We start from the raw sequence: 23,688 nt of genomic DNA, 5'->3' as shown, positions 1-23,688 counted from the left end.
AGGGCGTCATCTCGCAGCACCCTACCCGCCCATAGAAGCTCAAGATCGACGCTGCCATCCACACCTGGCGGCAGGTCATCGAAAACTTCTTCTGCAAGCTCAAGGAGTTCAAGCGTATCGCCATGCGTGCGTGCAATACCGACCTCAGCTTCGAGGCGATGATCTTCCTCGCTGCCACCGTCATCAACTCACGATGAATCCCCACAGGCCCTAGACTGCTTCCAGCCGGCGGAGTGTGCTGCCTACATCCGACACGGAAGATATGCTTCTATCCAAATTAGACAAAGTCGTCTGTGAAGAATGGCCCTGATTGGCTCAATTGGAGCTGATCAGGGCCATTTTGCTTTGGGTTTGGATGAGCAGGAAGAGGGCACGCCAAAGGTCTTTGAGCCACCTGATGAGGAGGTGGAAGTTGAAGCCGGCGGCGGCGAGGATGGCGTTGATGCGGTCGCCGCTGCGTCCCTTGAGATAGTTCCGCCCCATGCGGTGTTCGGCCTTGAGGTGGCCGATAATGGGCTCGATGGCGGCGCGGCGCTTCATCTCTCGTTTGATGGCGGCGGTTGTCCTTCGGACCTGGCCGGTGATCCAGACCTTGAACTTGTTGGGATGGTCGTGCCCGCGATAGCCCTTATCGACGTGGACCCGGTCTGGATCGCGCCCGGTGTTGGCCTTGATGTCGGCGACGGCCTTGGCGAGGGTGTGTCCGTCGAAGGGGTTGCCGTGGATGGCCTGGGCATGGAGGACAAAAAGCCCTCCCTTGGGCTTGGTGATGGGGACGGCGACGCTGACCTTGCAACCGAACTCGTAGGGGGCGCGGGCCTTGCCCTTGCCGATGCATTCGACCTCGGGGGCGTGGAGGGAATAGACTTTCTGCCCGCGCTGGCGCTGGGTCTGCATGCTGATCTTGATGGCCAGGTCACGTAAGGGGCCATAGTGGGCCAGGAGTTCCGGGGCCTCGGCGTCCCCCTTGGCGGCGATCTTGCGGTTGATGTCGCGGATGAGGCGGCCCAGGCGGGTACGCAGGAACTTCAGTTGGCGATTGGCCCGCTTGTGCTGGTGGGCGTGGGTGTAGCGGCCGACCATGATGGCGGCCTTCTTGGCCACGCGCAGATAGCTCTGGCGCAGCGTGATGCCGTTGTCCTTGGCGAAGGCGACCAACTTCTCGATGTCGATGGCCTTGTGGGTCAGGCGGGCGTCGGTGGGGTGGGCGATGGCCTTGGGCTGGACGGTGGTGTCCACCGCCACCCGCGCCAAGTCCTTGGTGCTGAGAGCGCCGGTGGCCTGGGCCACCCGCAGGCTCTCCTGGATCAGTGCCGCCAGCCGTTCCTCGCCCAGACGCTGGCGCCAGCGGGACATCGACGACCGGTCGAAAGGCAGGTCGTGGCGGAAGACCTCCTCGCCGCAGAAGAACTGGAAATAGGGGTTCTCCGCCCAGCGGGCGGTCAGCACCTCGTCGGACAGATTGTGCATGTGCTTCAGGATCAGCAGGCCTGCCATCAGCCGGACCGGCAGCGGCGGCTGGCCCGGGCCGCCCTTGTAGACGCCCCCCAGACGCTGTTCCAGGAAGCCCCAGTCGATCTTCCCCGCCAGCACCACCAGTGGATGCTTCAGGTCGATGATCTGGTCCAGGGCTGGACGCAGAAGGTCTTTCTGTCGGGTATCCCGTGGTCGTGACATGGCCTGTTCCCACCGCTGTTCACAGGGGGAATCGAATCACGAAACGGCCCAAAAGGGGATCCCCAAATCGCAAGAAAGCGGAGGTCGAGCCCCCGCTTTCCTGCAAACCAGATTACTCACCGGGCGCCGAAACACCCGCTATGACAGCGCCTTAGCGATCATTCACGGACGACGACAGACTAAGGCGACGCCGCGCGAATTGCCGATCAGAGCCGGGCCCTGACCCCGCCGAAAATGCCCCGGCCCGGCCGCAGGAAGCCAGTGGGGCTTTGGTAGTCCTTGTCCAACAGGTTGGTGATGCGGCCATAGACCGTGACCATTTCGCTGAAATCGTAATTGGCGGCCAGATCCACGGTGGCATAGCCGGGCGCCTTCAGCCGAGGGATGGAGAAATCGCGGTTGCCGTCGATGAAGCTGCCCACCGCCACCACTTCGCCGTCCAGTGACAACCGGTCGGTCGCCTGCCAGCGCACGTCCACGCTGCCCTTGTGCCGGGGCCGGCGCAGCAGTTCCTGGTTCAGCACGTCGTCATAAGCCTGGGTATAGGTGTAATCCAGCCGCACGGTCACGGTCTCCAGCGGCCTCACCGCGACGAAGCCCTCCATCCCCTGGGAGTGGGCCTTGCCGATGTTGGCATAGCTGGTGAAGCTGGCGTTCTGGGTGATCAGGTCGGTGAAATCGATATGATACCAGGTGGCGCCAACCTGCACCCGGCCCGCCGCCATGTCCTGCTCGACCCCCAGGTCATAGCCGGTGCTGCTCTCCGGCTTCAGGTTCGGGTTGCCGAAGAACCCGAAGGCTGGATAGTCCTGGAACATCTCGCTCAGGCTGGGCGCCTTGAAACCACTGCCGACGCTGGCCTTGAGGCGGGTGCCGGTGGCGGCGACCAGATAGGTGGGCGCCACGCGGTAGGTGACCTTGCCGCCGAAGCGGTCGTTGCCGTCATAGCGGACGCTGACCGTGTCGTGGAAGTTCTCGAACAGGGTGGATTGCAGCTCGGCATAGCCGCCGTCGAGGGTGGTGTCGGCCGCAACGGGCTGATGAATGGCGTCACGCTGGTGCTCGGCCCCGACCACCAGGGTGTGCTGGGCGGACACGGCGTAGTCCGCCTGCCAGTCGACCTTCACCCGGTCACCGACATAATAAGTGTCATCGCTGTCGGGCGTGTGGGCGCTGGTCTTGACGCTGCCATAGGCGACGCCCAGCGTCTGGTTCAGGCGGCCATCCAGCAGGCTCACATGCGCCGTGCCCCGGGTGTAATACTGCAGCGTGTCGTTCTGGCTTTGCAGCGCCGCCGGATGGCTGGGGGAGGTGCTGAAGTCATCGCCGGTGAAGCGCAGGTCGGTCTTGGTGTAGCGCCCCACCAGCCCCAGATCGACAGTGTCGCTGATGTCGTAACCCAGCTTGGCGGACGCGGTGACGTTGTCATAGCTGTCGTCGTTCCGCTTCTCCCCCGGGGCCAACAGATCCAACGGCGTCACCGGCGTGGCGCCGGACCGGAAGTGGGCGATGGTGGCGGCATAATGCAGCGGTCCGGTGGCGCCGCTGACCCCGCCATTCTGGTTGAAGGTGTCGAAGCTGCCGCCCTCGATCCCCGCCGTCAGGCGGGCGGGGCCGTCACCCGCCTTGGTGATGATGTTGATGACGCCGCCGATGGCGTCGGAACCGTAAAGGCCGCTTTGGGGCCCGCGCAGCACCTCCACCCTCTCGATATCCGGGGTCAGGAACTGGCCGAAATCGAAGGCGGCGTTGGGATTGCCGGGGTCGCCCATGTCGATGCCGTCGACCAGCACCTTCACATGGTTGGAATTGGCGCCGCGCATGAAGACATAGGCCTGCCCGCCGGGGCCGCCGGTCTGCACCATGTTCAGGCCGGGCACGTCCTTCAGCGCATCGGGCAGGGTATGGGCCTGCTTGGCGGCGATGTCGGCGGCGGTGATGAGCGTGACGCTGCTGGCCACCTGCGACACCGGCGTCGGCACGCGGGTGGCAGCCACGACGATGTCGGTGATGGCGTCTCCGTCATCGCCGACATCGGCGCGGGCGTGCGGCGACAGGGCCACAAGGGCGGCGGTGGACAGCACAATGGATAGGCGCATGGATTTCCCCCTCGCGATCAATCACAAGAGGTCGCCCCACAGGCACCGACATCGGCAGCACGGGCAGCTTGGCCCCGTCCCGGCGACGACCCCCAAACGGTGTCGTCGCGACGGTTTCCCCCGCAGTCCCCGGCGCACCCCGGCCGGCAACAGGACGACGGCGCGAGGCAGGTCTCCTGGCTTCCGGGTCACCGCTTCCATCCACCTTCCCAGGGCTTGGGAGCCCCAGTGGCGTATCGGATGGTCGCTCACCGGTCACAGTTGCGGGGGCAGCCGCGGACTTGAGATACCGCGTTCCCTTTCGATCCCTTGCGGGAACCTTGCGCCTGGGGCCGGAGCATACGCCAGGCGCCGCGCCGGTCAACCGGGGCGCGCGGCCCCGACCCGCAGGGCAGGTCAGCGCCAGGCGTAATTGAAGCTGAGGGAGATGCGCTCCTCATCGGCGCGGTTCAGCGCCACCTCGTGCCGCAGCCAGCTTTCCCACATCAGGAGAGTACCCTCCCGCGGTTCCATGGCGATGGTGGGTTGCAGGCTGCGGTCGGCCTTGGCCTTGCGCGGCGGCGCGGCCATCATGAAGGGCAGGCGCGGGTCCTCGAACTTCAGGACCGAGGCGCCGGCCGGCACGCGCACGTAATAGGTGCCGCTGATGACGCTGTTGGGATGGATGTGCGACCCGTGGAAACCACCCGGATCCAGCACGTTGATCCACAGGGAATCCAGTTCCAGCTTGCGGCCGCCCAGGTCCCAGTCCTGCACCTTGGCGAAGGCCTTGGCATGGCGGTCCAGCTGGGCCTTCAGCTTCTTCAGGATGGGAAAGCGCCAGATGAGGTCGTCCAGCGAGGCGTAGCTGGTGTACCCGGTGTAGCCATGCTTGTCCGACCAGCGCTGGCCGGCGCCATCGTCCTCCGCCGCCGTCAGGCAGCAGGTCGCCACCTCCCCGTTCAGGGGCAGCAACTCCTCCAGCTCGGCCCGGTAGATGCGGGTGGCGAACAGGGTGTCGATTTGGGCGGCGGGGGCGGTGGCGGGGGTATCGTCGGTCATGCCTGGGCTTTAACGCGCGGGCCCCGGGCCGTCAATGCGGCAGTGGAAGGGCGCGTCGCCCGCCAACGGAACGGACTGCCCACCGTATGGCCGATACCGCAAAAGCAGTAGGGCGCGGGCGGGTTTCTGCCGGTATAAAGGGAACCCCTGGGGGCGCCCGCCCTTATCTCCAGGGTTCGCCTTGAACGACGACCGGCCCAGGCATCCGCCCCCACGCGGACGCCCAGGGCTGGGACCGCCCACGGAACGCGCATCCATGCACTTGGCCCCCGACGCCCTTCCGCCGGACGTCCGCAAGGACGACCCCCACGCCGGCATCGGCTTCACCGAATTTGTCCTGATGGTTTCGGCCATGATGGCCATGAACGCGCTGGGCACGGATGCCATGCTGCCGGCCTTGGGCCAGATCGGCCGGTCGCTGGGCGTGCTGGAGGAGCCGCGCTGGCAGTGGATCGTGACCGCCTTCCTCCTGGGCTTCGGCGGGGCGCAAATCTTCTATGGCCCCATCTCCGACCGCTATGGCCGCCGACCGGTCCTGCTCTGGGGCATCGCCTTTTACGCCCTGGGCAATCTGGCGGCGGCCCTGGCGCCCACGTTCGAGGTGCTGCTGGCCGTGCGTGTGGCCCAGGGCATCGCCGTCGCCTCCACCCGCATCGTCGTCGTGTCGGTGGTGCGCGACTGCTACGCCGGCCGGCAGATGGCGCGGGTGATGTCACTGGCCTTCATGGTCCTGCTGGCCGTGCCCATCCTGGCGCCCAGCCTGGGGCAACTGATCATGCTGGTGGCCCCGTGGCGCGCCATCTTCGCCTGCCTCACGGCCTATGCCCTGGCGGTCGCCCTGTGGCTGTGGCGGCGGCTGCCGGAAACGCTACACCCCGAATACCGGCGGCCCATCGACGTACGCACCATTTGGGCCGCCGCCCGCCAGACGGTGACGGACCGCCAGGCCATCGGCTACACCCTGGCGCAGACGCTGATGATCAGCGCCGTCTTCGCCTACCTCAACAGCATGCCGCCCATCTTTGACGAGGTGTTCAAGGCGCCGGCGCTGTTCCCCCTGATCTTCGCCCTGACCGGCATGGCGCTGGCCGTGTCCGCCCTGCTGAACGCCCGCATCGTCCTGCGGCTGGGCACGCGGCGCCTGTCCCACGGCGCGCTTCTGGGCTTCATCCTGTTCACCGGCATTCACACCCTCATCGCCCGGAATGGCGAGGGGCTGGTGGTCTTCACCACGCTGCAGATCCTGACCATGTTCTGCTTCGGCCTGGCGGCCAGCAACTTCGGCGCCATGGCCATGGAGCCCGTGGGCGCCATGGCCGGCACCGCCGCCTCCGTCCAAGGGTTCATCAGCACGGTGGCCGGCGCCCTGATCGGTTTCGTGATCAGCCAGCACTTCGACGGCACCACCCTGCCCCTGGTCGGCGGCTTCCTCGCGTGCGGGACCGGCGCCCTGGCCGTCGTGCTGGTGACGGAGCGCTTCCGCCTGTTCCACCCGCATATGGGCAAGTGAGGGGGCGAGCCCTCACCGATGCTCGGGCTTGTCCTCCGGCAGGGGCTGCCCGTCGTGCAGGTAGGGCGGCGCCTCGATCAGGACGAACACGATGCGGGCCGGCGTGGCGGCGCTGGGGTTGCGCCACAGGTGCATGGTGCCGCGCTGCACGATGATGCCGCCGGCGCCCACGGTCTTCTTCACCCCGTCGTCCAGCTCCAGCTCCACCTCACCCGACAGGACGATGCCATAGTCGATGCTGTTGGTGCGGTGCATGGGGGACACGCCGCCCGGCAGCATGTCCACCACCCGGATGACGGACCCCTGGTTCAGGGTCAGCCCCGCCTCCCGCAGGCGCCCGTCCGTTCCATCATTGTTGTCGGCCGGGACGGTCGCCGTGGTCCACAGCAGGGTGAAGGCGGCATCGCCGGACGGGATGCGGCGGGTGGGGAACTCGTCATCCGCCGTGAAGACGGCGCGGGCCTGGGCATTGTGCCCCGTCACCACGCGCCGCACAGGCGGCAGCCCGGAATCGCTGATCATGTCGCAAGTCTTTCCCATGGAATCTGAAACTGACCGGATCAGATGTCGGCCAGCAAGGCCGCCTGAGCCTTGGCCATCATGGCGCCCATGGTCTCGGGTGAGACATGGTCCTGCTGGGCCTTGCCGATGGCGACGCTGCTTTCCACCACCAGGCGGCAGCGTTCGAAGCGGCGGTCGGTGAAGGCCTGGAAGGCGGTCGGCGCGTCGGTGTGACGCTGCAATTCCTCCACCAGGACCAGGGCGTCCTCCACCGCGATGCCCGCGCCGGAGGCCAGGTGCGGGGTGGTGGCGTGGGAGGCGTCGCCGATGAGGATGCTGCGGCCCTTGAACCACTGGTCGCGGGGCAGCAGCACGGCCTCAAGCGGACGGACATTGACCAAGGAGTCCGCGTTGAGCGCGTCGCGCACCGCGCCGACCGGGCCGCTGAAGGGCGCCAGCAAGGCCGCCAGGCGCTGATAGGCCGTGGCCTCGTCCACCCTCCGCATCTCCGGCACGTTTTCCAGCAGCCACATGTACATCAGGTCCTGGCTGACCGGCACCAGGCCGCAGGTCACCGGCGCGCCGACGAAGAAGTGGGAGCGGTCGATCTCCGGCGGGCGCTTGGCGACGACGCGCCAGCAATACTGGCCGGTGTAGGCCGGCCGGGGCGCGTCGGGGAACAGGAAGGACCGCGCCTTGGAAAAGGCGCCGTCGGCCGCGACCACGAAGTCATAGGTGCCGGTGCTGCCGTCGCTGAACCGCGCTTCCACCCGGTCGCCCTGGTCGGTCCATTCGGTGGCGGTCAGGCCCAGGCTCACCCGCACTCCGGCCTCACGCGTCAGGCGCGACAGCAGGGCGTGCAGGTCGGGGCGCATGATGCCGCCGGATACAGGCAGGTCGGGCTGAATGGGGCGGTCCTGCAGATCGGCCACGGGCGTACCGTTGGGGATGCAGATGCGCCCACCCTCCGTGACGTGATAGCCCTGGGCCTTCAGATCGTCCAGGATGCCCAGGCTGCGGAAGGCGCGGTAGGTCGGGCCGGTCACGGTGATACCGGCGCCATAGACACGCCAGTTGGGATCGGCCTCCACCACATGCACGGGCCAGCCGGCCCGGCTGGCCAGGATGGCGAAGGACATGCCGCCGATGCCGCCACCGAGAACAAGGATGGGGGCGCGGTCCACGCGCGATGAAGACTGAGACATCGCCAACTTCTCCCGTTTCTTCCCTATGCGCGCCCTCTAAAAAAGGGGTGCGTCAGGGGCGATCCTAAGAGCCGCTCAGCTATTGTTAAAATTGATTTGGAAGATATCTTGGCAGCGGTTCGGCAAATGGCTGGCCGGCGGAAACAACGGCATCAGGGCGAAAAAAGGATGGATTCCAAAGGCATGGCCCGATTACCCGGAACCCCGCGCGTATGACGGCGCCGTCCGCGAACCGTCCGGCCACACGGCTGGCCACCCGCCTGGCGTTCCTGGCCGCCGGGTTCAGCATGTCCTGCTGGGCCCCGCTGGTGCCCTATGCCCGCGCCCGGCTGGGGGTGGACGATGCCACCCTGGGCCTGTTGCTGCTGTGCCTGGGCATAGGGTCGGTGGCGGCCATGCCGGCGACCGCCCCCTTGAGCGGCCGGCACGGCACCCGGCCGCTGATCCTGGCCGGCGGGCTGGGCATGGCGCTGGCGCTGCCGGCCCTGGCGACGGTCGGCAGCCTGGCCGGCATGGCCGTGGCGCTGCTGGTGTTCGGCGCCTCGCTGGGCACGCTGGACGTGGCCATGAACGTGCACGCGGTGGAGGTGGAAAGCGATTCCGACCGGCCGTTGATGTCGGGCTTCCATGGGCTGTTCAGCGTGGGCGGATTTTGCGGATCGGGCGGCATGACCCTGCTGCTGGCCGCGGGCATGGCCCCCTGGGTCGCCGCCACCCTCAGCGCCGCCCTGGTGCTGCTGATGCTGGCCCTGGCCGCCCCCCGTCTGCTGCGCAAACGCCCAGCGGGGCCCCAGGCCGGAGGCCAGGCGGCGGGCGAACGCGCGCCCCTGTTCGTGGTGCCCCGGGGGATCGTCCTGCTGCTCGGGGTCCTGGCCCTGATCACCTTTCTCACCGAGGGGGCGCTGCTGGACTGGGGCGCGCTGCTGCTGACCGATCATCGCGGCGTGCCGCCGACCCAGGCCGGCCTGGGGTACACCCTGTTCTCGCTGTCCATGACGGCAGGGCGCCTGACCGGAGACCGGGTGGTGGCGGCCCTGGGCAGCCGCCGCGTCATGCTGTGGGGCGGGACGGCGGCCATCGCCGGCCTGGCGCTGCTGCTGCTGGCCCCCCAGACGCCGCTGGGGACGGTCCTGGCCTTCGCCGGGTTCCTGCTGGTCGGCGCCGGCGCCGCCAACCTGGTGCCGGTGCTGTTCAGCGCGACCGGACGCCAACAGGTCATGCCCCCGGCCCTGGCCGTGGCCGGCATGACCGCCATCGGATACGCCGGCATGCTGGGCGGCCCGGCCCTGATCGGTTTCATCGCCCGGGGCTGGGGCCTGCCGGCCGCCTTCGCCCTGCTGACGACGCTGATGTTGCTGGTGCCACTGTCGGCCAGCCGCGTGGGCCGCATCGACGCCCCCGCCAACGATAGCCCCTGAATGCGCGGCGGGACATTATGTCGCGCACCCGCCACCAGCGCCACAACCGGGAATGGTTGATCGCCGCCGATCACCCGGTACACTTCAATTCAATAGCGTCGGGGCGGGGGTGGACATGTCGCGCGCGGAAACAATGTCACTGAAAATGCTGGTGTCGCTGGCGGTGATCCTGACGGCTACATCCGCAATCATGGATATCAGCCACCGATGCGACACGCTGTCCATCATCGCCGATGCCGGCTGCTTCCTATTCGCCGCGTCGTTTTATTTCGCGTTCAGGAACAAGCTTTCGGATCAAACCGCCCGCGTTCTCGGCCTTATCTACCTGATGATCTGCGCCGCGGGGGGCGCGGGCATCGCGGGCACCTTATTCGGCTTCTGACGCCCAAACCTCCCGCACCACCGTCTGGAGCTGTCCGCCCAGGACAGGTTTGTACAGGATGGCGGCGGGGTGATCCGTGTGGATACGTTCCAGGGTCGCCGGCTCGCGCGAAGCGGTGATGAAGATGACCTTGGACCCGACGGTGTGGTGTATGGCCAGGGCGGCGTCCACGCCATCGCCCTTACCCTTCAGCCGCATGTCCATCAGCACCAGACGGGGGCGCTCCGCCTGCGCCATGGCGATGGCGTCGGCCGCGGTGGCGGCGGTGCCGCACACCTGCAATCCCATGTCCTGGATCTGAATGCTGAGCGTTTCCGCGATCAGGAACTCATCGTCGACGACCAGCACGCAATCCTTCAGGGGGCCGCTCATGGCGCCGCGTCCATTCCCGGCTGCGACGCTGGCCCCACCGGGGGCGCCGGCAAAATGATTTCCACCCGCGTGCCTTGGTCGACCCGCACCGTCATCGTCCCGTCCAACTGTCCCACCAGGCCCTTCATGATCATGCTTCCCACCCCCCGCCCATAGGCGCCAGCCGGTTGTCCCGCGTCCGGCGCGGCGGCCCCGGCGCCGTCATCGGCGATGACCAGCAGCACATCCCCCTCCGCCCGGCGGCACATTTCCATTGTGATGGTCCCGTGTCCATCGGGGAAAGCATGTTTCAGCGAATTGGTGATCAATTCGGTCACCAACAAGCCCAGGGGGATGGCGAAATCCAGGGTGACGGTCAGCGGACAGAGGGAAATGCGCAGCGAGACCCGGTCATCGGCACCGGATTGCAGGATGTTGCTGGCCAATTCCTGGAGGAAGGGGGCGATATCGAAGGTTTCCAGGTCCGGCGAGGTCATCAACTGCTGATGCACCAGCCCCAGCGCGTAGACCCGGCTGCGCAGTCCCGCCAGCGCCTGGCGCGCCTCCGGGTCGGTCAATTGCAGGCTTTGCATCATCACCAGGCCGTCGATGACCTGCAGATTGTTCTTCACCCGGTGATAGACCTCACGCAACAGCAGGTCACGCTGCTTCAAGGCGGCCGTGCGCTCGGCCACCATCTCCTCCAGATCCGATTTGGCCGCGCGCAGCGCCGCCGTCACCGCCGCCCGCTCCGCCAGCGCCTGGGTCAGCTGGGCATTGGCGGCGCTCAGTTCCGCCGTCCGTTCCGCCACCCGCCGCTCCAGCTCCGAGTTGGCGGCCAGCACCCTGGCCTCGCTGTCGCGCAGCAGCGCGGCGGTACGCGACTGCTCCTCGACCGTGCGGGTCAGTTCGGCATTCAGCAGGCTGAGCTGGGCGGGCGTGGGCAGGGCCAGCACCCGGGGCACCACCGGCCACAGCATGACCGCCGTCGCCACCGACAACAGCGCGGTCAGCAGCTTCTCCAGTCCTTCCACCCCGTAAGCCGGCACCCACAGCGTCATCACCGCCAGCATGTGCGTCAGACCGCAGGCCAGGATGAAGGCCATGAACAGATGCCCCACCCAGCGGTAGGCCAGGTCGCCGCGCTTGCGCACGAACCAGGCCAAGGTCAGGGGGATGGAGAAGTAGGACAGGCCGATGATGGCGTCGGACCCGGCGTGCAACCAGATGAGCCCCGGCACCCAGCTGAGACAGAAGCCATGGGGCGTCAGGCCGGATGGATCCAGCAACCAGTCAGTCACGGTCATATAAGCCGGCCCTCCACCGCCAGGACACCCTGGGTCGTAGGACGACATGTCCCTAAACCTTCGCGGGTGCCGACGGTGGGCCGCGCCGCAGCGGCCGTCAAGTCGCGCGTTGGGGTGAATCCGGTTGTCTGGGCCCCGAGTCAGCCGGCCTGGGCCGCCGCCGTGACCTCACGCCGCACCAGCTTATCCAGCAGGGGGAACTGGGGATCGCCCAGCCAGGCGCGCACCGCCGCCACATCGGCCAGCGCGTGCAGCGCCGCCGTCGCCTGTTCCGGACGGCCAACCTTCACCGAAATGCCGTCCAGGCCATGCACGCTTTCGAACGCGTGCTCATCGGGAACGTCATCGCCGATGAAGATGGGCCGGCGTCCCTGGAACGGCGGCGTCGCCATGAAACGGTGGACGGCATCGCCCTTCAGCGCCTGGGCCGGCAGCAGTTCCACGCCCACATTCCCTTCCACCACCCGATATCCCGCGGGCAGGCCGGGCAATGCCGATTTGGCCAGGCGGGTGATGTGCTCCAGGCTATCGGGGTGGGGGCCGGTATGGATGGCCAGCACGGGGCCCTTGCGTTCGATCACGATGTTGGGGGCGTGGCCCAGTTCAGCCTGCGCCCGTTCCGCCAGCGCCGCCAGGGCCGGCGGTTCCTCCGCCGCCACCGCCGGCTCGTCCGGAGACAGGCGCAGCTCAATGCCGAACAGCCCGCCGGCGCGCAGGCGCAGAGGCTGGAACAGCGTGTCGATGGACGCCAGCGACCGGCCGCTGATCAGCGCCAGCGCCCCGTCCAGCTGACGGTCCAGGTTGGCCAACAGGTCGCGCAACTCATCATCGACCACCACGCCGGTGGGGTCCTTGTGATGTTCCAGCAGCGTTCCGTCGATATCCAGGAACAGGGCCCAGCGATCCCCGGCGGTGGGCGCCAAGGCGCTGTCGGCCTTCGCGTCAGAAGTGGTTCGGCTCAACGCTCTTTCCTTTCCCCATGCTGGTTCCCATGCTGACAAGGCGGACCACGTTGCGACCCAAGGGCGTGCGACCCAAGGCGCCCCGCGCGGAGTGCTGGCGGGCCAAGCGGGCGGTGACGTGGGCGGTATGGTGGCGTTTGCGCAGGCGGGCGCCGTCCAGCAGCATGTTGCCGGCCCAGCGGTAGATGTTGTTCTCGCGCACCGTCTCGCGCATGCGGCGCATCCGCTCGCGCTGCTCCTCCGGTGACATGGTCAGGCCACGCAACAGCGCGTCGGCCGTCCCGCAGGTGTCATAAGGGTTGATGATGATGCTCTCCGGCAGTTCCTTGGCCGCCCCGGCGAAGCTGCTGAGCAGCAGCACGCCCTGCTCATCCTCGCGCGCCGCCACGAACTCCTTGGCCACCAGGTTCATGCCGTCGTGCAGGCTGGTGACCATGCACAGGTCGGCGGCGCGCAGCAGGCCATAGACCTCGTCCTTGCCATCAGGATTCGTTCAGCAGGTGCACGGGCTGGTAGCCCTCATGGCCATAGCGGGCGTTCAGCTCGTCCACGAAGTCCAGGCACTCGCGCTGGCACTGCTGATAGGCCGGCAGGGCGGTGCGGCTGGGCGCCGCCACCTGCAGCACCACCAAGCGGCCGATCCACTCTGGATGGCGCTTGAACAGCTCCTCCACCGCGCGGAAGCGGTCGATGATGCCCTTGGTGTAGTCGAAGCGCTCCACCCCCACGCAAAGCTTGGCCTGCGGCGGCAGGTTGAATTGCTCGAAGATGTCGCGGCGGCAGGACGCCACCGCCGGCTGGCGCGCCAGCGAGGCCGGCGGCCATTCGATGGAAATGGGATGGGCGTGCACGTGGGTGGTCAGCCCGCCGAAGGTGATGGCGGCCGAATCCCGTTCAATGCGGCTTTCCAGGAAGCGGTCCACCGTCTCGATGAAGTTGTTGCAGTAATACTGGGTATGGAAGCCCACCACCGAACTGCCCAGCAGGCCATCCAGGATGCGCTCCCGCCAGGGGCAGATGCCGAAGATCTCGGCGTTCGGCCAGGGGATGTGCCAGAAGGTGATGATGACGGCGTCGGGCAGCCGCTCACGGATCATGCGGGGCAGCAGGGCGAAGTGGTAATCCTGGATCAGAACCACCGGCCGCTCATCCCGCGCCTCCTCCACCACCACGTCGGCGAAGCGGCGGTTCACGGCCTCGTAAACCTCCCAATCCTCGGCATTGAAGCTGGGCCGGGTGAAGGCGACATGGCACAGCGGCCACAGGCCATCGTTGGAGAAGCCGTAATAGTAATGCTTCTCCTCATGCTCGTTCAGCCAAACACGGCGCAGGGTGTAGGAGGGATTGTCCGGCGGCACGGCAATGCGGTCGTCCGCGTCCACCATCAAATGGTCGGCCGAACCGCTGCCGTGGGCGATCCAGGTGCCGGAGCAGGCGCGCATCACCGGATCCAATGCCGCCACCAAACCCCCGGCCGGCGCCCGCAGCTTGACTGCGCCATCCTCTTCCAGGTCATGGATGAAGGGTTCGCGGTTGGACACCACGATGACCTGCGCGCCCGTCAGCTCGGTCTTCAGGAGATGCCGCAGCGTATCGGGCGTCCAGGTGCCCAGCCGGTCGGTGGCCACCCCCTCGCTCCGGGTGGAGCGCAAGGCGCGCTGGGCGGCGGCGTGAGCGTCACGGGCATGGGCCACCGGGCCAGAGGCGATGGGGGTGGAGGTGATGGGGGAATGACCCGTCCGGCCCCGACCATCGCCACGCGAAAGATCCTCGCGCAGGGAAATGGTGGCGTCATCCACCGCCGCCGACCGGCCGCGTCCCCAGCGCAGCAACACCGCACACGAGACGGCCAGGGCCGCGGCGGATAAGAGCAGGCTGGCCCCCACCAGGTAGACGGTGGCGGAGTCCTGCGAGAACAGTGCCCCCGGATCGATGTCCATCATGGTGATACACCCATACCCTATCGGTTAGAAGACTATGACCTGGGATTATGATTATTAGGACCAGGTCCTATGACGCATCGCTTGCATGAATACATCTAGTCACGCCGTTTCATTGGCGGGCTGAAGTATTAACCTATCAATCCCGAACCTTGGATTGTGGTTCCCTAGACGACAGGCCGAACGCCGACGGCGCTCAACTACGGACGATGAGGGGCACCAGCCCCTCCTCATGGTCGGAGATGGAGGCGATGACCTGCCCCCCCATGCGCTGGAAAAACAGGTCGACGGTGTGCTCACCCACCGTCAGGCGCCGCACGGTCAACTGATCGATGCCGATGGGCAGCTTGGGCCGGTTCACATGGATTTCGCCGCGCCAGCCGTCGACTTGGATACCGAGGCAAGCCTGCAGCAGCATGAAGACGGAACCGGCGGCCCAGGCCTGGGGCACGCAGGCCACCGGATAGGCGATGGGCGTTTCCCCTGCTCACGCGGGAAGCCGCAGAACAGCTCGGGCAAGCGCATGCCGAAACGCACCGCCGCCTCGAACGTGTCGCTCATCAGCTTGACCACCCCGCCGCGCACGCCATAGCGCGCCAGGCCGGCGGCGCAGATGGCGGTGTCGTGCGGCCAGACGGAGCCGTTGTGATAGGACATGGGGTTGAAGCAGACCTCGGTATCCGCCAGCGTGCGGATGCCCCAGCCGGTATGGAAGGCGCCGGCCAGCAACTGGTCGGCCACGCGTTGCGCCCGTTCGGGCGAGGGCAAGCCCACGAACAGCAGGTGGCCGACATTGGAGGCGCGCACGCGGCAGGGCCGGCCCTTGCCATCCAGCGCCAAGGCGTAAAAGCCCATGTCCTCCATCCAGAAATGGGTTTCCACCGCCTGGCGCAGGGCTTCGGCCCGGTGCTGCCAATAGGCGGCCTGCGCGTCCTCCCCCCGGCGGGTAGCCAGGCGGGCCAAGCCACGATAGGCGGCATAGACATAGCCCTGAACCTCGACCAGGGCGATCGGCCCTTCGGGCAGGCTGCCGTCAGCATGCTGGATGCTGTCGAAGCTGTCCTTCCAGCCCTGGTTGGCCAGGCCGGATTCCTCGGCGCGCTGGTAATCGACGAACCCGTCGCCATTCTGGTCGCCCGCCCCCTCCATCCAGGCGGCGGCGGCACAGAGCGAGGGCCATAACTGGTCGATGAAGGCCATGTCCCCCGTGCGGTCGGCGTAGACGGACGCCAGGTAGATGTACAGCGGGGTGGTATCGACGCTGCCGTAATAGCGGCCGAAGGGCAGCTCACGCAGCACCGCCATTTCGCCCTTGCGCGTCTCATGCAGGATCTTGCCCGGCTGGGCATCGCTGAAGGGCGCCGTCTCGGTCGCCTGGTGGGTGGCCAGGAAGGCCAAGACGCCCCGCGCCAGGCGGGGGTTCAGCCACATCATCTGCAGGGCAGAGATGATGCCGTCGCGCCCGAAGGCGGTGGAGAACCAGGGGATGCCGGCATAGGGATAGGGGCCGGTCGCCAGCTCGGTCGTCAGCAGGGCGGTGTCGGCCTGGGCCCGGGCCAGCCAATCGTTGAACACCCGGCCGGAGCTGTAGACGCTGGCGCCCCGCCGCCGCTTGGTGCGCATTTCCAGCCGCGCCCGCACGGCGGCGGCCCGGAAGCGCACGCGGCTGGGCGTGGCCGTGCGCTCCGTCCCCACCTCGATGTACAGGACGTGGCCGCCGCGCGTGGGCAGGTTGACGTTGAACACGGCGCGGTCACCCTGAAGGCGGTCCGGCGCCTGGCTGAAGGACAGCGTGGCCTGGCGGGTGACCTGGTCCAGCCCCTCATAGCTGAGCGTCACACCGTCACCGGACAACTGGGCCTCATGCGTGCGGCCGCGCAGTTGGCGGGTGGAGCCGCGCACCTCGAACATGTCGCGGAAATCAGCGGCGAAATTGAGGGTCAGCGGCACGACGATGTCGCTGCCGCCGAAGTTGGACAGGGTCACCCGTTCATACATCCGGTTCTGCCACAGGATGCGCGTGCGCTCGATATGGATGACACCCCACAGGGTCATGCCGCCGCCGGGGGCGGGCATGGGCACATTGGTGCTGTTGGCCGTGAACAGGATGTTGTCCTCGCTGAGCGAAGCGCCCAGCAGCGACGGCTCCTTGTCACCGATGCGCAGCTGATAGCGGGACAGGATGCGGGTGTCGTCCACGAACAGGCCATCGCCCTGGCCCTGGATGTCGCCATGGGCATCGGCCACGACGAAGCAATCGCCATGCTTCAGCGCGAACAAGCGAAAGGTCTCACGGGGGCCGCTGCCATCCGGGCCGGCCAGCCCGATGGCCGGGTCCAACTGTCGTTCGTCGAGGGCTGCCATGGAGGTCTGGTCTCGCTCGCGGGGGTCAGGAAGACGGGGCGGCGGCGCGCCCCCACAGCAGGCGCTCGTACGCGGCGACGTAGTTGCGGGCCATGGCGGCCACCGAGAAGCGCTCCTCGAACACCTGGCGGATGCGGGCGCGGTCCAGGCGGCGCGCCTTTTCCACCGCGTCCACGGCGTCGGCGATGCTGTCGACGACAAAGCCCGTGACACCGGGGTCGACGATCTCGGGCATGGCGCCGTTGTTCCAGGCGATGACCGGCGTGCCGCAGGCGAAGGCCTCGATCACCACCAGGCCGAACGGCTCCGGCCAATCGATGGGCATCAGCAGGGCAGCCGCGTCGCCCAGGAAGCCGGGCTTGCCGGCGTCATCGATCTCACCGACATGCTGAATGGCGCGGCCATCGATGCGCGGCTCGACCTGCTCCTTGAAATAGGGGCCGTCATCGTCGCCCACCTTGGCCGCCATTTTCAGCGGCAGGCCGGACTTTTCCGCGATCTCGATGGCCCGATCAGGCCGCTTGTCCCGCGAGAAGCGGCCCAGGAAGGCCAGATAGTTCCCGGTACCGCCGGGCCCGTCGGCGGGCGGGCGGTACAGGTCCAGCGGCAGGCCGTGATACACGGTGGCCAGCCAGTTCGCCTCCGCCAGCGGCTGTCGCTGCCGGTCGGAGATGGAGATCATGGGGTAGCGCGGCCACAACCCGTAGGACGGCGCCAAGTCGACATAGTCCAGGCGGCCGTGCGGCGTGGTCACCGTCTTCCCCGGGCAGTCCTTGAAGAAGGGGAAATGCATGAAGTGGCTGAGGTGGAAGTGCAGCACGTCGAAGTCGTCGGCGCGGGCCCGCACCCGTTCCAGCATGGCCAGGTGCGCCGCCACCGGCGATTTCAGCGGCGCATCATCCAGCCACAGGGCCTTAGGCCGCATGGGGACCACGGTGGCCTTGGTGCCCGACTCCCCGCTGGCGAAGAGGGTGACGTCGTGGCCAAGATCAACCAGCGCATCCGTCAAATAAGATATAACCCTTTCAGTACCACCATAGTATGTCGGCGGCACCGTCTCGTAGAGCGGAGCGATTTGCGCAATCTTCATTGACGACAGTTCCCAAAATCGCTGATGGAAATTGGCGTCCGCGAGACAGAAGTATTGATTGTGCGGCGCCGAAGGGACCACGATAACCGTATCACCACAGGGTGATAGCAACCATAATTCTTAATGAATAGGGCATGGGGGCGAAGCCGGCGGCCATTCTTGCACCGCCGCCGCATCCTGGGCCTTTTGGACTATGACCGGCGCTTGGCCCTTCGGGGAATTATGCCAGCGGCACGAGATGGAGACTCGTGCCGCTGTGGGCCCCGACCGGGGCCGCCGGAGCGAGCGCCGCCCAGTTAGTGTAAAGGGGGGCACAGCGAGGACAAGCCTAGGCGGACGGACGTCCGCCGTCCGGCGACTGAGGGAGCATCTGAACGGCCGCGTTCAAATGCCGCGCGTATTAGGCCGCGGGCTTGGCCTTGGCGGCGTAGCGCTGGCGCACGCCCTCATCGGCGGCGGGGCCGGGGACCAAGCGGAAGTCGCGGCTGGTGGCCGGCTTGCCGCTGACGCGGTCCACCAACATCAGGTCGGCGGGCAGGCCGGTCTGGGTGTCCACCAACTGCACCGACGGCCCCTCGGGCGCGAATTGCCGGTTGCCCCAGGCCAGAAGGGCCAGCATCACCTCCCGGAAATCGCGGCCACGGTCGGTCAGGACATATTCGTAGCGGGGCGGCCGCTCACTATATTGCCGCTTTTCCATCAAGCCGGCCTCCACCAGGGCGGTCAGGCGGCGGGTCAGCATGTTGGGGGCGATATCCAGGCTTTTCTGAAACTGGTCGAAGCGCGTCATGCCGTGGAAGGCGTCCCGCAGAATCAGGATGCTCCACCACTCCCCCACCCGTTCCAGGCTGCGGGCGATGGGGCAGGTCAGGTCTTCGAAACTCTTGCGCTGCATGGCGGGCACACCGGGGATGGCGGATCACGCATCCGCGACTTTCATGGTGCAAGTGTAGGGCCGCCGCAGTGGACTGCGCAAGGGGTTGCCACGCTGGGCGGCCTGTCAGAAACGCAGCCCCTGGAACCAGCGGAACAGGGCCTGCAGGCTGGTGTACAGGTGCCCGACCCCGATGGCGTCCATCCAGTCCTGCCAGGTCTGCACCCAGCCGGACAGCCGGTCCGTCACCGGGTTGATGGGCAGGCCGTTGACCCAATCCGCCAGCGGGTGGGCGCCCAGCGCCAGGGCCACCAGACTGGCCGCCGCCAGCGACAGCGCCACCGGCCAAAGCCGGGACGGGGCGGCGCCCTCGATCACCTCCACCGGGTTGTAGCGGGGCCGCGCCGGCGGGCGGCCGGCTGCGACGCCGGTGGCCGGGGTGGAGACGGAGGTTGTGGGGATGGCATTCATGAGGCCCGCCCGTCAGAACTGAAAATAGATGAAGGGGGCGACACCCTCGGGCGCGCAGGCCTGGATCAGCACTACGGCCAAACCCACGGCGGCCCCCATGGCGGGCAGCGGCACACGCCGCACCCAGTCCTCCACCCGGGCCAGCCGGTCGCCCGGCAGGAACTGGCTGGCCAAGGTGCCAATGATCAGCAGCAGGGTCAGCGGCGTCACGGCGGTGGGCAGCACGTCCCAGCGGCCGAACCCGGCCAGGAAGCGCCCGGCCAGATCCAGCGTGGGTGCCCGGAAGAAAATCCAGGTGAAGCAGACGAAGTGGAAGGTGGCGACGATGGCCGCCACCCGCCGCCAGCCGCGCAGGCGCGGCGCCTCCCATTCGCCCAGGGTGATGGCGCGCAGGCGGTTCACCAGCAGCTCCACCACCAGCATGCCGCCGTGCAACGCCCCCCAGATGACGAAGGTCCAGTTGGCGCCGTGCCACAGGCCGCCCAGCAGCATGGTGATCATCAGATTGCGGCAATGCGCCCAAAGGCCGCCCCGGTTGCCCCCCAAGGGGATGTAGAGATAGTCGCGCAACCAGGAAGAAAGGGAGATGTGCCAGCGGCGCCAGAATTCCTGCAGCGAGCCGGACCGATAGGGCTGGTTGAAGTTCTGGGGAAAGCGAAAGCCCAGCAAGGCCGCCAGGCCGATGGCGATGTCGGTGTAGGCGCTGAAATCGCAATAGATCTGCATGGCGTAGCCATAGGTGGCCAGCAGCAGATCCAAGGCGCCGTAGCGGTCCGGGTCCATGAACACGGCGTCCACCAGATCGGTCGCCAGGTAATTGGCCACCACCACTTTCTTAAACAGCCCGCCGATGATCAGCAGATAGGCGCGCGTGGCGCGGATGTCGTCCGGGTTGGGGCGTTCCCCGATCTGCGGCAGGAAATGGGACGCGCGGACGATGGGCCCCGCCACCAGCTGAGGAAAGAAGGAGATGTAGAGCACCAGGTTCATCAGGCTGGCCGGGCGCCGCAGGGTGCCGCGGTACAGATCCACCAGATAGGAGATGCCATGGAAGGTGAAGAAGGAGATGCCGACCGGCACCACCATGTCCAGGAAGCCCAGGCGCACGGGCAGGCCCAGCACCGTGGCCGTGTCGTTGACCGCGTGGCTGGTGAAATCCGCGTACTTAAAAAAGGCCAGCACGGCCAAATTCACCGCCACGGCCAGGGACACCGCCAGCTTGGCGCCGCGCGGCGTTTCCTGGCGCACGATGATATGGCCCGCCAGGTAATTGAACAGCGTGCTGCCGCCCAGCAGGAACAGATAGCGCCAATCCCACCAGCCGTAGAAGACATAGCTGGCGGCGGAGAGGAAGGCGATACGGCCCTGCGGCCACCGCACCAGCGCCCAGGCGAGGGCGAAGACGATGAGGAAGAACAGGCCGAAATTCAGGGTGGGGAACAGCATCGGACGTCCCTCACCGGCCGGCCGCGACGCCAGTTTCGCCAGCCACCACCGAGCGCGGCGGGGCGGCCCCGGGCTGGATATAGCCCTGGTACTGGTCCATCAGCCAGGCGAAGAAGGCATTGGCCGTCAGGGTGTAGCCCTCCGGCGTCAGATGGACATGATCGGCCCGGGCCAGCGGCACGGCCTGGCGCACCCACCGGTCCATGCCGCAGGCTCCCGGCATCAGCTGCGACCAATCCCAGAAGACATAGTCGCCGGACTTGGCGCCCTGGGCCTGCATGGACCGCACCCGCCCCAGCATAGGCGGCGTGTACCAGGCGCACTTGCCCAGGGGCGGCGGCGTGTCCTGGCAGGGGAACACGGCATCCTTGTTCGCCACCTTCTTACAGGCGGCGGACTCCGCCTGGCCATCCAGGGGGCCCAGCACGATAACCGCGACGGGTCCGGCGTTCAGCCGGCGCAAGGCCGCCTTGAACCGGTCCTGATAGGCGGCCATGTCCAGGTCGCGGTCGAAGCCCTCATTGGTGCCGTAGGCCAGGATCACCAGGTCCGGCTTGCGCTTGGCCAATTCCAGCGCGACCGTTTCGGGATTCCAGCGGTCCATGGTGGTCAGGCGGGCACCGACCACACCGGCACTGTCGAACACCACGCCGGGCTTGGCGCGGTCCAGCGACCAGCCGGCGATGTCCACCGGCCGGCCGTCGGCCGCCACCAGCTTCAACTGCTGCGCCTGGCCGGCGGTGGGCAGGGTGATCCAATCGGCCTGGCCGGCGGGGCCTTGCGTCGAAATCTGCTTCACCACCCGGTCGTCGATCAGCACCAGCAGGTCACCGCCGCCCGGCTGGCGCACGATGGTGACGCCAGCGATGTCGAAGCCCAGCCCATCCTTGGGCGTGACGCTGATGGCCGCGCCGCGCGCGCGGCTGCGGGCGACGAAGCCGGTCATGCCCCAGCCCGGTGGCGGCGTGTCGCTGAGGCTGTTGAAATACTGCCACTTGCCTTCCTGGGTCACCGCGACATCCGGCCGGCGCGACCCGATATAGGGCTTGCCCGCCGGCATGTAGCCGGGGCCGGCCGAACCAAAGCGTTCCTGCAAGGCGTCGCGCAGGCGGGTGGTGAAAACGCCGCCGGCGGTGTGGCTGTCCCCCAGTTGCAGGATGTCGACCGTGCCGCCGTGGCCGGCCTCGATCGCGGCCAGGCGCTGGAAAAGCCGTTCGAAGCCCGGATTGCCATCATAGGGGGAGAATACCCGCGCCGGCAGCGCCGACGGCGGGGCGGCACGCCCCACCGCGGCCGGGGTCGCCTTGGGGTTGCTGGAGGCGGTGCGGCCCGCAGGGGCGGCGCTGCAGGCCGCCACTGCGGCCAGCATCAGGCTGAGAGACAGGAGACGTCGGCGCATGAGGATCAAAGCTGCCGTGCCGGCGTGCCGATGAGCGCGCGGCCATGAGAACCGATGGAAGAGCCGGCGGCGGCCCCGGTGGCGGCGCCCGGGGGCTGACCCGACGACGGGTTGACGGGCAGGTCTGCGGGGGTGACGTGGGGTGACGCAGCGGCGGCGCCCGTGGCGGACGGGGGCGGGGCGGGCGTTTCGGCGGCGGGGGCCGGGCGGGCGGGGACGTCCGCCGGCTTCGGCGCCAGCTTGGCCACGGGCGCCGAAGCCATCTGCAAGCGGGTCAGCACCTTGCTTGCCACCAGTTGATAGCCATAACCGGTGAAGTGGATGCCATCGTCGGAGCGCAGCTGCTGGCTTTTCTGTCGGCTGTCGTCGATGCGCGCCATGAAGTTGCCGTCGGCATCCAGGTAGTCCTGGTAGAGGGGCAGGAACACGGCGCCATACTTCTTGGCCTCAGCCTCATACAGGCCGGTCATGAACTTGGCGTCCTCGTTCGTTTCCGGCTTGCGCATGACCGGAAGCCCGATCCACACCGTGGTGACGTGGTGATCCTTCAGCGTCTGCAGCAGCCAATCGATGCGCTGGGTATAGACGTTGGTCCAGCCGGGCGACTTGAACAGGTAGCCCTTGCGGTTCTCATCCCGAACGCCCTGCATGTCGTTGGCGCCGAACATGACGATGGCATAGCCGCCCTCCCCCGCGTCGTCGATCTGCCGGGCGGTTTCGGCCTGCCAGCTGGCGTAATCGGGACGGGTCAGCCCGGCGCCCAATTGCGAATGCCGCACCAACCGGGTCTGCGGCTGGGATTTCAGGCGGTCGTACAGGCCACTCCACACCCCATCGGCCAGGGAATCGCCGTAGACGGATATGGTGGTCTGAACCGGAGCGGCCGGGGGCGGGAGCGTCGCGGGTGGGGCGACCGGCTCAGCGCTGGCGACGGCGGACAGACAAAAGAAAGCGCCAAAAACAATAACTAACCGGCGGTTCATCGAGCGCCCCTGACTGCCGAACCTAGTTAACCAATAGACGACACGGACGGCGCCATTACGACCGCCCGCACCGTCATACCGGGAGTCCCGGCGCCTGTCACGCGCCGGCTAGGGATAGCTCCACCGCCTAGGTGTCACGCCGTGAGGAACAGGGCCTGCTCCTTCTGCCGGCGGGCCGCCAATCCCGGCAGCGTGACCAGCTGGCCATTCACATGCGCCTTGTCCCAAACCAGGAACTGCGCGGCGGCGCCTTGATAATCGCCCTGGTTCAGCAGGCGCAGCAGCGTGGACTGGGTCAGGGCGCCGACCCCCAGGTTGAAGGCGAAATCCGTGAGGGCCGCATATTGGTTATCGGTCAACGGCACGGTCACCGCCGCCATAACGCCATTGCCGGCGGTGGCCAGGTCCTGGGCCAGCAGATCCTGGGCCTGGGCCTCGGTGATGGTCATGCCCTCCGTGACATCGGGGCCCGTGTGGCCGTAGCCGATGGTCAGGTGCCCGGCCGGGCAAAGATAGGCTGTCAGGTTCAGGCCCTCGGACTCTTCGGTCAAGGCAATCCCCGCTGCGTTCACGGCCCTGGTCATTCGCTGCTTGATCTCCTCTTCGGGGCGCCCCGCAAAAGCGGCGCAATTCAGGATTGCCTTTATAAGTACGCTTTACCCGCAACC

22 protein-coding genes and 1 riboswitch are annotated in these 23,688 nt (G+C 67.4%); of the genes, 3 read left to right on the top strand and 19 right to left on the bottom strand.

Annotated features, from left to right (window positions below; all coding sequences use genetic code 11):
- Positions 1 to 315: 315 nt before the first annotated feature.
- The 3 genes from UCD39_RS13185 to UCD39_RS13175 all read right to left on the bottom strand — a co-directional run bounded on the left by UCD39_RS13185 (position 316) and on the right by UCD39_RS13175 (position 4,817).
- The gene (locus tag UCD39_RS13185; RefSeq protein WP_330496451.1) at positions 316 to 1,677 is read right to left on the bottom strand and encodes an IS5 family transposase; all 1,362 of its coding nucleotides are present in this window, start codon (positions 1,675 to 1,677) and stop codon (positions 316 to 318) included.
- Positions 1,678 to 1,883: 206 nt separating this feature from the next.
- Positions 1,884 to 3,776 (bottom strand): TonB-dependent receptor plug domain-containing protein, encoded by a 1,893-nt coding sequence (locus UCD39_RS13180; RefSeq protein ID WP_330496450.1) that lies wholly within the window; start codon positions 3,774 to 3,776, stop codon positions 1,884 to 1,886.
- Positions 3,777 to 3,925: 149 nt separating this feature from the next.
- Positions 3,926 to 4,114, bottom strand: a riboswitch (cobalamin riboswitch).
- 58 nt (positions 4,115 to 4,172) lie between these two features.
- Positions 4,173 to 4,817: a TIGR02466 family protein gene (locus UCD39_RS13175; RefSeq protein ID WP_330496449.1), complete on the bottom strand. Its 645-nt coding sequence runs from the start codon at positions 4,815 to 4,817 to the stop codon at positions 4,173 to 4,175.
- A gap of 256 nt (positions 4,818 to 5,073) precedes the next feature.
- Between UCD39_RS13175 and UCD39_RS13170 the strand changes: the two genes are divergently transcribed.
- The gene (locus UCD39_RS13170; protein ID WP_330496448.1) at positions 5,074 to 6,327 is read left to right on the top strand and encodes a multidrug effflux MFS transporter; all 1,254 of its coding nucleotides are present in this window, start codon (positions 5,074 to 5,076) and stop codon (positions 6,325 to 6,327) included.
- 12 nt (positions 6,328 to 6,339) lie between these two features.
- Here UCD39_RS13170 and UCD39_RS13165 read toward each other — a convergent pair whose 3' ends face one another.
- Entirely contained in the window at positions 6,340 to 6,849 is a 510-nt protein-coding gene (locus UCD39_RS13165) for a cupin domain-containing protein (RefSeq protein WP_330496447.1), read from the bottom strand.
- A 38-nt stretch (positions 6,850 to 6,887) separates the two neighbouring features.
- On the bottom strand, positions 6,888 to 8,033 hold the full coding sequence (locus UCD39_RS13160) for an FAD-dependent monooxygenase (protein ID WP_330496446.1): 1,146 nt from the start codon (positions 8,031 to 8,033) through the stop codon (positions 6,888 to 6,890).
- 212 nt (positions 8,034 to 8,245) lie between these two features.
- Between UCD39_RS13160 and UCD39_RS13155 the strand changes: the two genes are divergently transcribed.
- Positions 8,246 to 9,451, top strand: a complete 1,206-nt coding sequence (locus UCD39_RS13155) for an MFS transporter (protein WP_330496445.1) — start codon at positions 8,246 to 8,248, stop codon at positions 9,449 to 9,451.
- Positions 9,452 to 9,566: 115 nt separating this feature from the next.
- On the top strand, positions 9,567 to 9,833 hold the full coding sequence (locus UCD39_RS13150; protein WP_330496444.1) for a hypothetical protein: 267 nt from the start codon (positions 9,567 to 9,569) through the stop codon (positions 9,831 to 9,833).
- Here the strand turns inward: UCD39_RS13150 and UCD39_RS13145 are convergent.
- The 14 genes from UCD39_RS13145 to UCD39_RS13080 form a co-directional block, all read right to left on the bottom strand.
- A complete protein-coding gene (locus UCD39_RS13145; protein WP_145735813.1) occupies positions 9,819 to 10,205 on the bottom strand; it encodes a response regulator in 387 nt (128 codons plus the stop codon). The two genes, UCD39_RS13150 and UCD39_RS13145, sit on opposite strands and share 15 nt — an antisense overlap.
- The gene (locus UCD39_RS13140) at positions 10,202 to 11,491 is read right to left on the bottom strand and encodes a sensor histidine kinase (protein WP_330496443.1); all 1,290 of its coding nucleotides are present in this window, start codon (positions 11,489 to 11,491) and stop codon (positions 10,202 to 10,204) included. The genes UCD39_RS13145 and UCD39_RS13140 overlap by 4 nt, the downstream gene beginning before the upstream one ends.
- A 140-nt stretch (positions 11,492 to 11,631) precedes the next feature.
- A complete protein-coding gene (gene otsB, locus UCD39_RS13135) occupies positions 11,632 to 12,453 on the bottom strand; it encodes a trehalose-phosphatase (RefSeq protein ID WP_330496442.1) in 822 nt (273 codons plus the stop codon).
- Positions 12,434 to 12,889 (bottom strand): trehalose-6-phosphate synthase, encoded by a 456-nt coding sequence (locus UCD39_RS13130; protein ID WP_330496441.1) that lies wholly within the window; start codon positions 12,887 to 12,889, stop codon positions 12,434 to 12,436. Before UCD39_RS13130 ends, otsB begins: the two co-directional genes overlap by 20 nt.
- Positions 12,890 to 12,935: 46 nt before the next feature.
- Entirely contained in the window at positions 12,936 to 14,396 is a 1,461-nt protein-coding gene (locus UCD39_RS13125; RefSeq protein ID WP_330496440.1) for an alpha,alpha-trehalose-phosphate synthase (UDP-forming), read from the bottom strand.
- Between the two features lie 193 nt (positions 14,397 to 14,589).
- Positions 14,590 to 14,754, bottom strand: coding sequence for a hypothetical protein (locus UCD39_RS13120; RefSeq protein ID WP_330496439.1), 165 nt, complete (start codon positions 14,752 to 14,754; stop codon positions 14,590 to 14,592).
- On the bottom strand, positions 14,751 to 16,757 hold the full coding sequence (locus tag UCD39_RS13115) for an amylo-alpha-1,6-glucosidase (protein ID WP_330496438.1): 2,007 nt from the start codon (positions 16,755 to 16,757) through the stop codon (positions 14,751 to 14,753). Before UCD39_RS13115 ends, UCD39_RS13120 begins: the two co-directional genes overlap by 4 nt.
- Before the next feature lie 25 nt (positions 16,758 to 16,782).
- Complete coding sequence (locus UCD39_RS13110) at positions 16,783 to 17,847, bottom strand: glycosyltransferase family 4 protein (protein WP_330496437.1); 1,065 nt, start codon at positions 17,845 to 17,847, stop codon at positions 16,783 to 16,785.
- A gap of 400 nt (positions 17,848 to 18,247) precedes the next feature.
- A complete protein-coding gene (locus UCD39_RS13105) occupies positions 18,248 to 18,742 on the bottom strand; it encodes a winged helix-turn-helix transcriptional regulator (RefSeq protein WP_330496436.1) in 495 nt (164 codons plus the stop codon).
- A gap of 105 nt (positions 18,743 to 18,847) precedes the next feature.
- The gene (locus UCD39_RS13100; RefSeq protein WP_330496435.1) at positions 18,848 to 19,192 is read right to left on the bottom strand and encodes a hypothetical protein; all 345 of its coding nucleotides are present in this window, start codon (positions 19,190 to 19,192) and stop codon (positions 18,848 to 18,850) included.
- Between the two features lie 12 nt (positions 19,193 to 19,204).
- Positions 19,205 to 20,638 carry an MBOAT family O-acyltransferase gene (locus UCD39_RS13095; RefSeq protein ID WP_330496434.1) on the bottom strand — a complete coding sequence of 478 codons (1,434 nt, stop codon included), beginning with the start codon at positions 20,636 to 20,638 and terminating at the stop codon, positions 19,205 to 19,207.
- Between the two features lie 10 nt (positions 20,639 to 20,648).
- Complete coding sequence (locus tag UCD39_RS13090; protein ID WP_330496433.1) at positions 20,649 to 22,037, bottom strand: GDSL-type esterase/lipase family protein; 1,389 nt, start codon at positions 22,035 to 22,037, stop codon at positions 20,649 to 20,651.
- A 5-nt stretch (positions 22,038 to 22,042) separates the two neighbouring features.
- Positions 22,043 to 23,020, bottom strand: a complete 978-nt coding sequence (locus UCD39_RS13085; RefSeq protein ID WP_330496432.1) for an SGNH/GDSL hydrolase family protein — start codon at positions 23,018 to 23,020, stop codon at positions 22,043 to 22,045.
- 134 nt (positions 23,021 to 23,154) lie between these two features.
- Positions 23,155 to 23,571, bottom strand: a complete 417-nt coding sequence (locus tag UCD39_RS13080; RefSeq protein ID WP_330496431.1) for a lysozyme — start codon at positions 23,569 to 23,571, stop codon at positions 23,155 to 23,157.
- Positions 23,572 to 23,688: the final 117 nt, after the last annotated feature.

The sequence above is a fragment of the Nitrospirillum karajorum genome (genome assembly GCF_036348415.1).
Taxonomy (GTDB): Bacteria; Pseudomonadota; Alphaproteobacteria; order Azospirillales; family Azospirillaceae; genus Nitrospirillum; species Nitrospirillum amazonense_B.
This window is presented reverse-complemented; position numbering and strand designations above follow the sequence as displayed.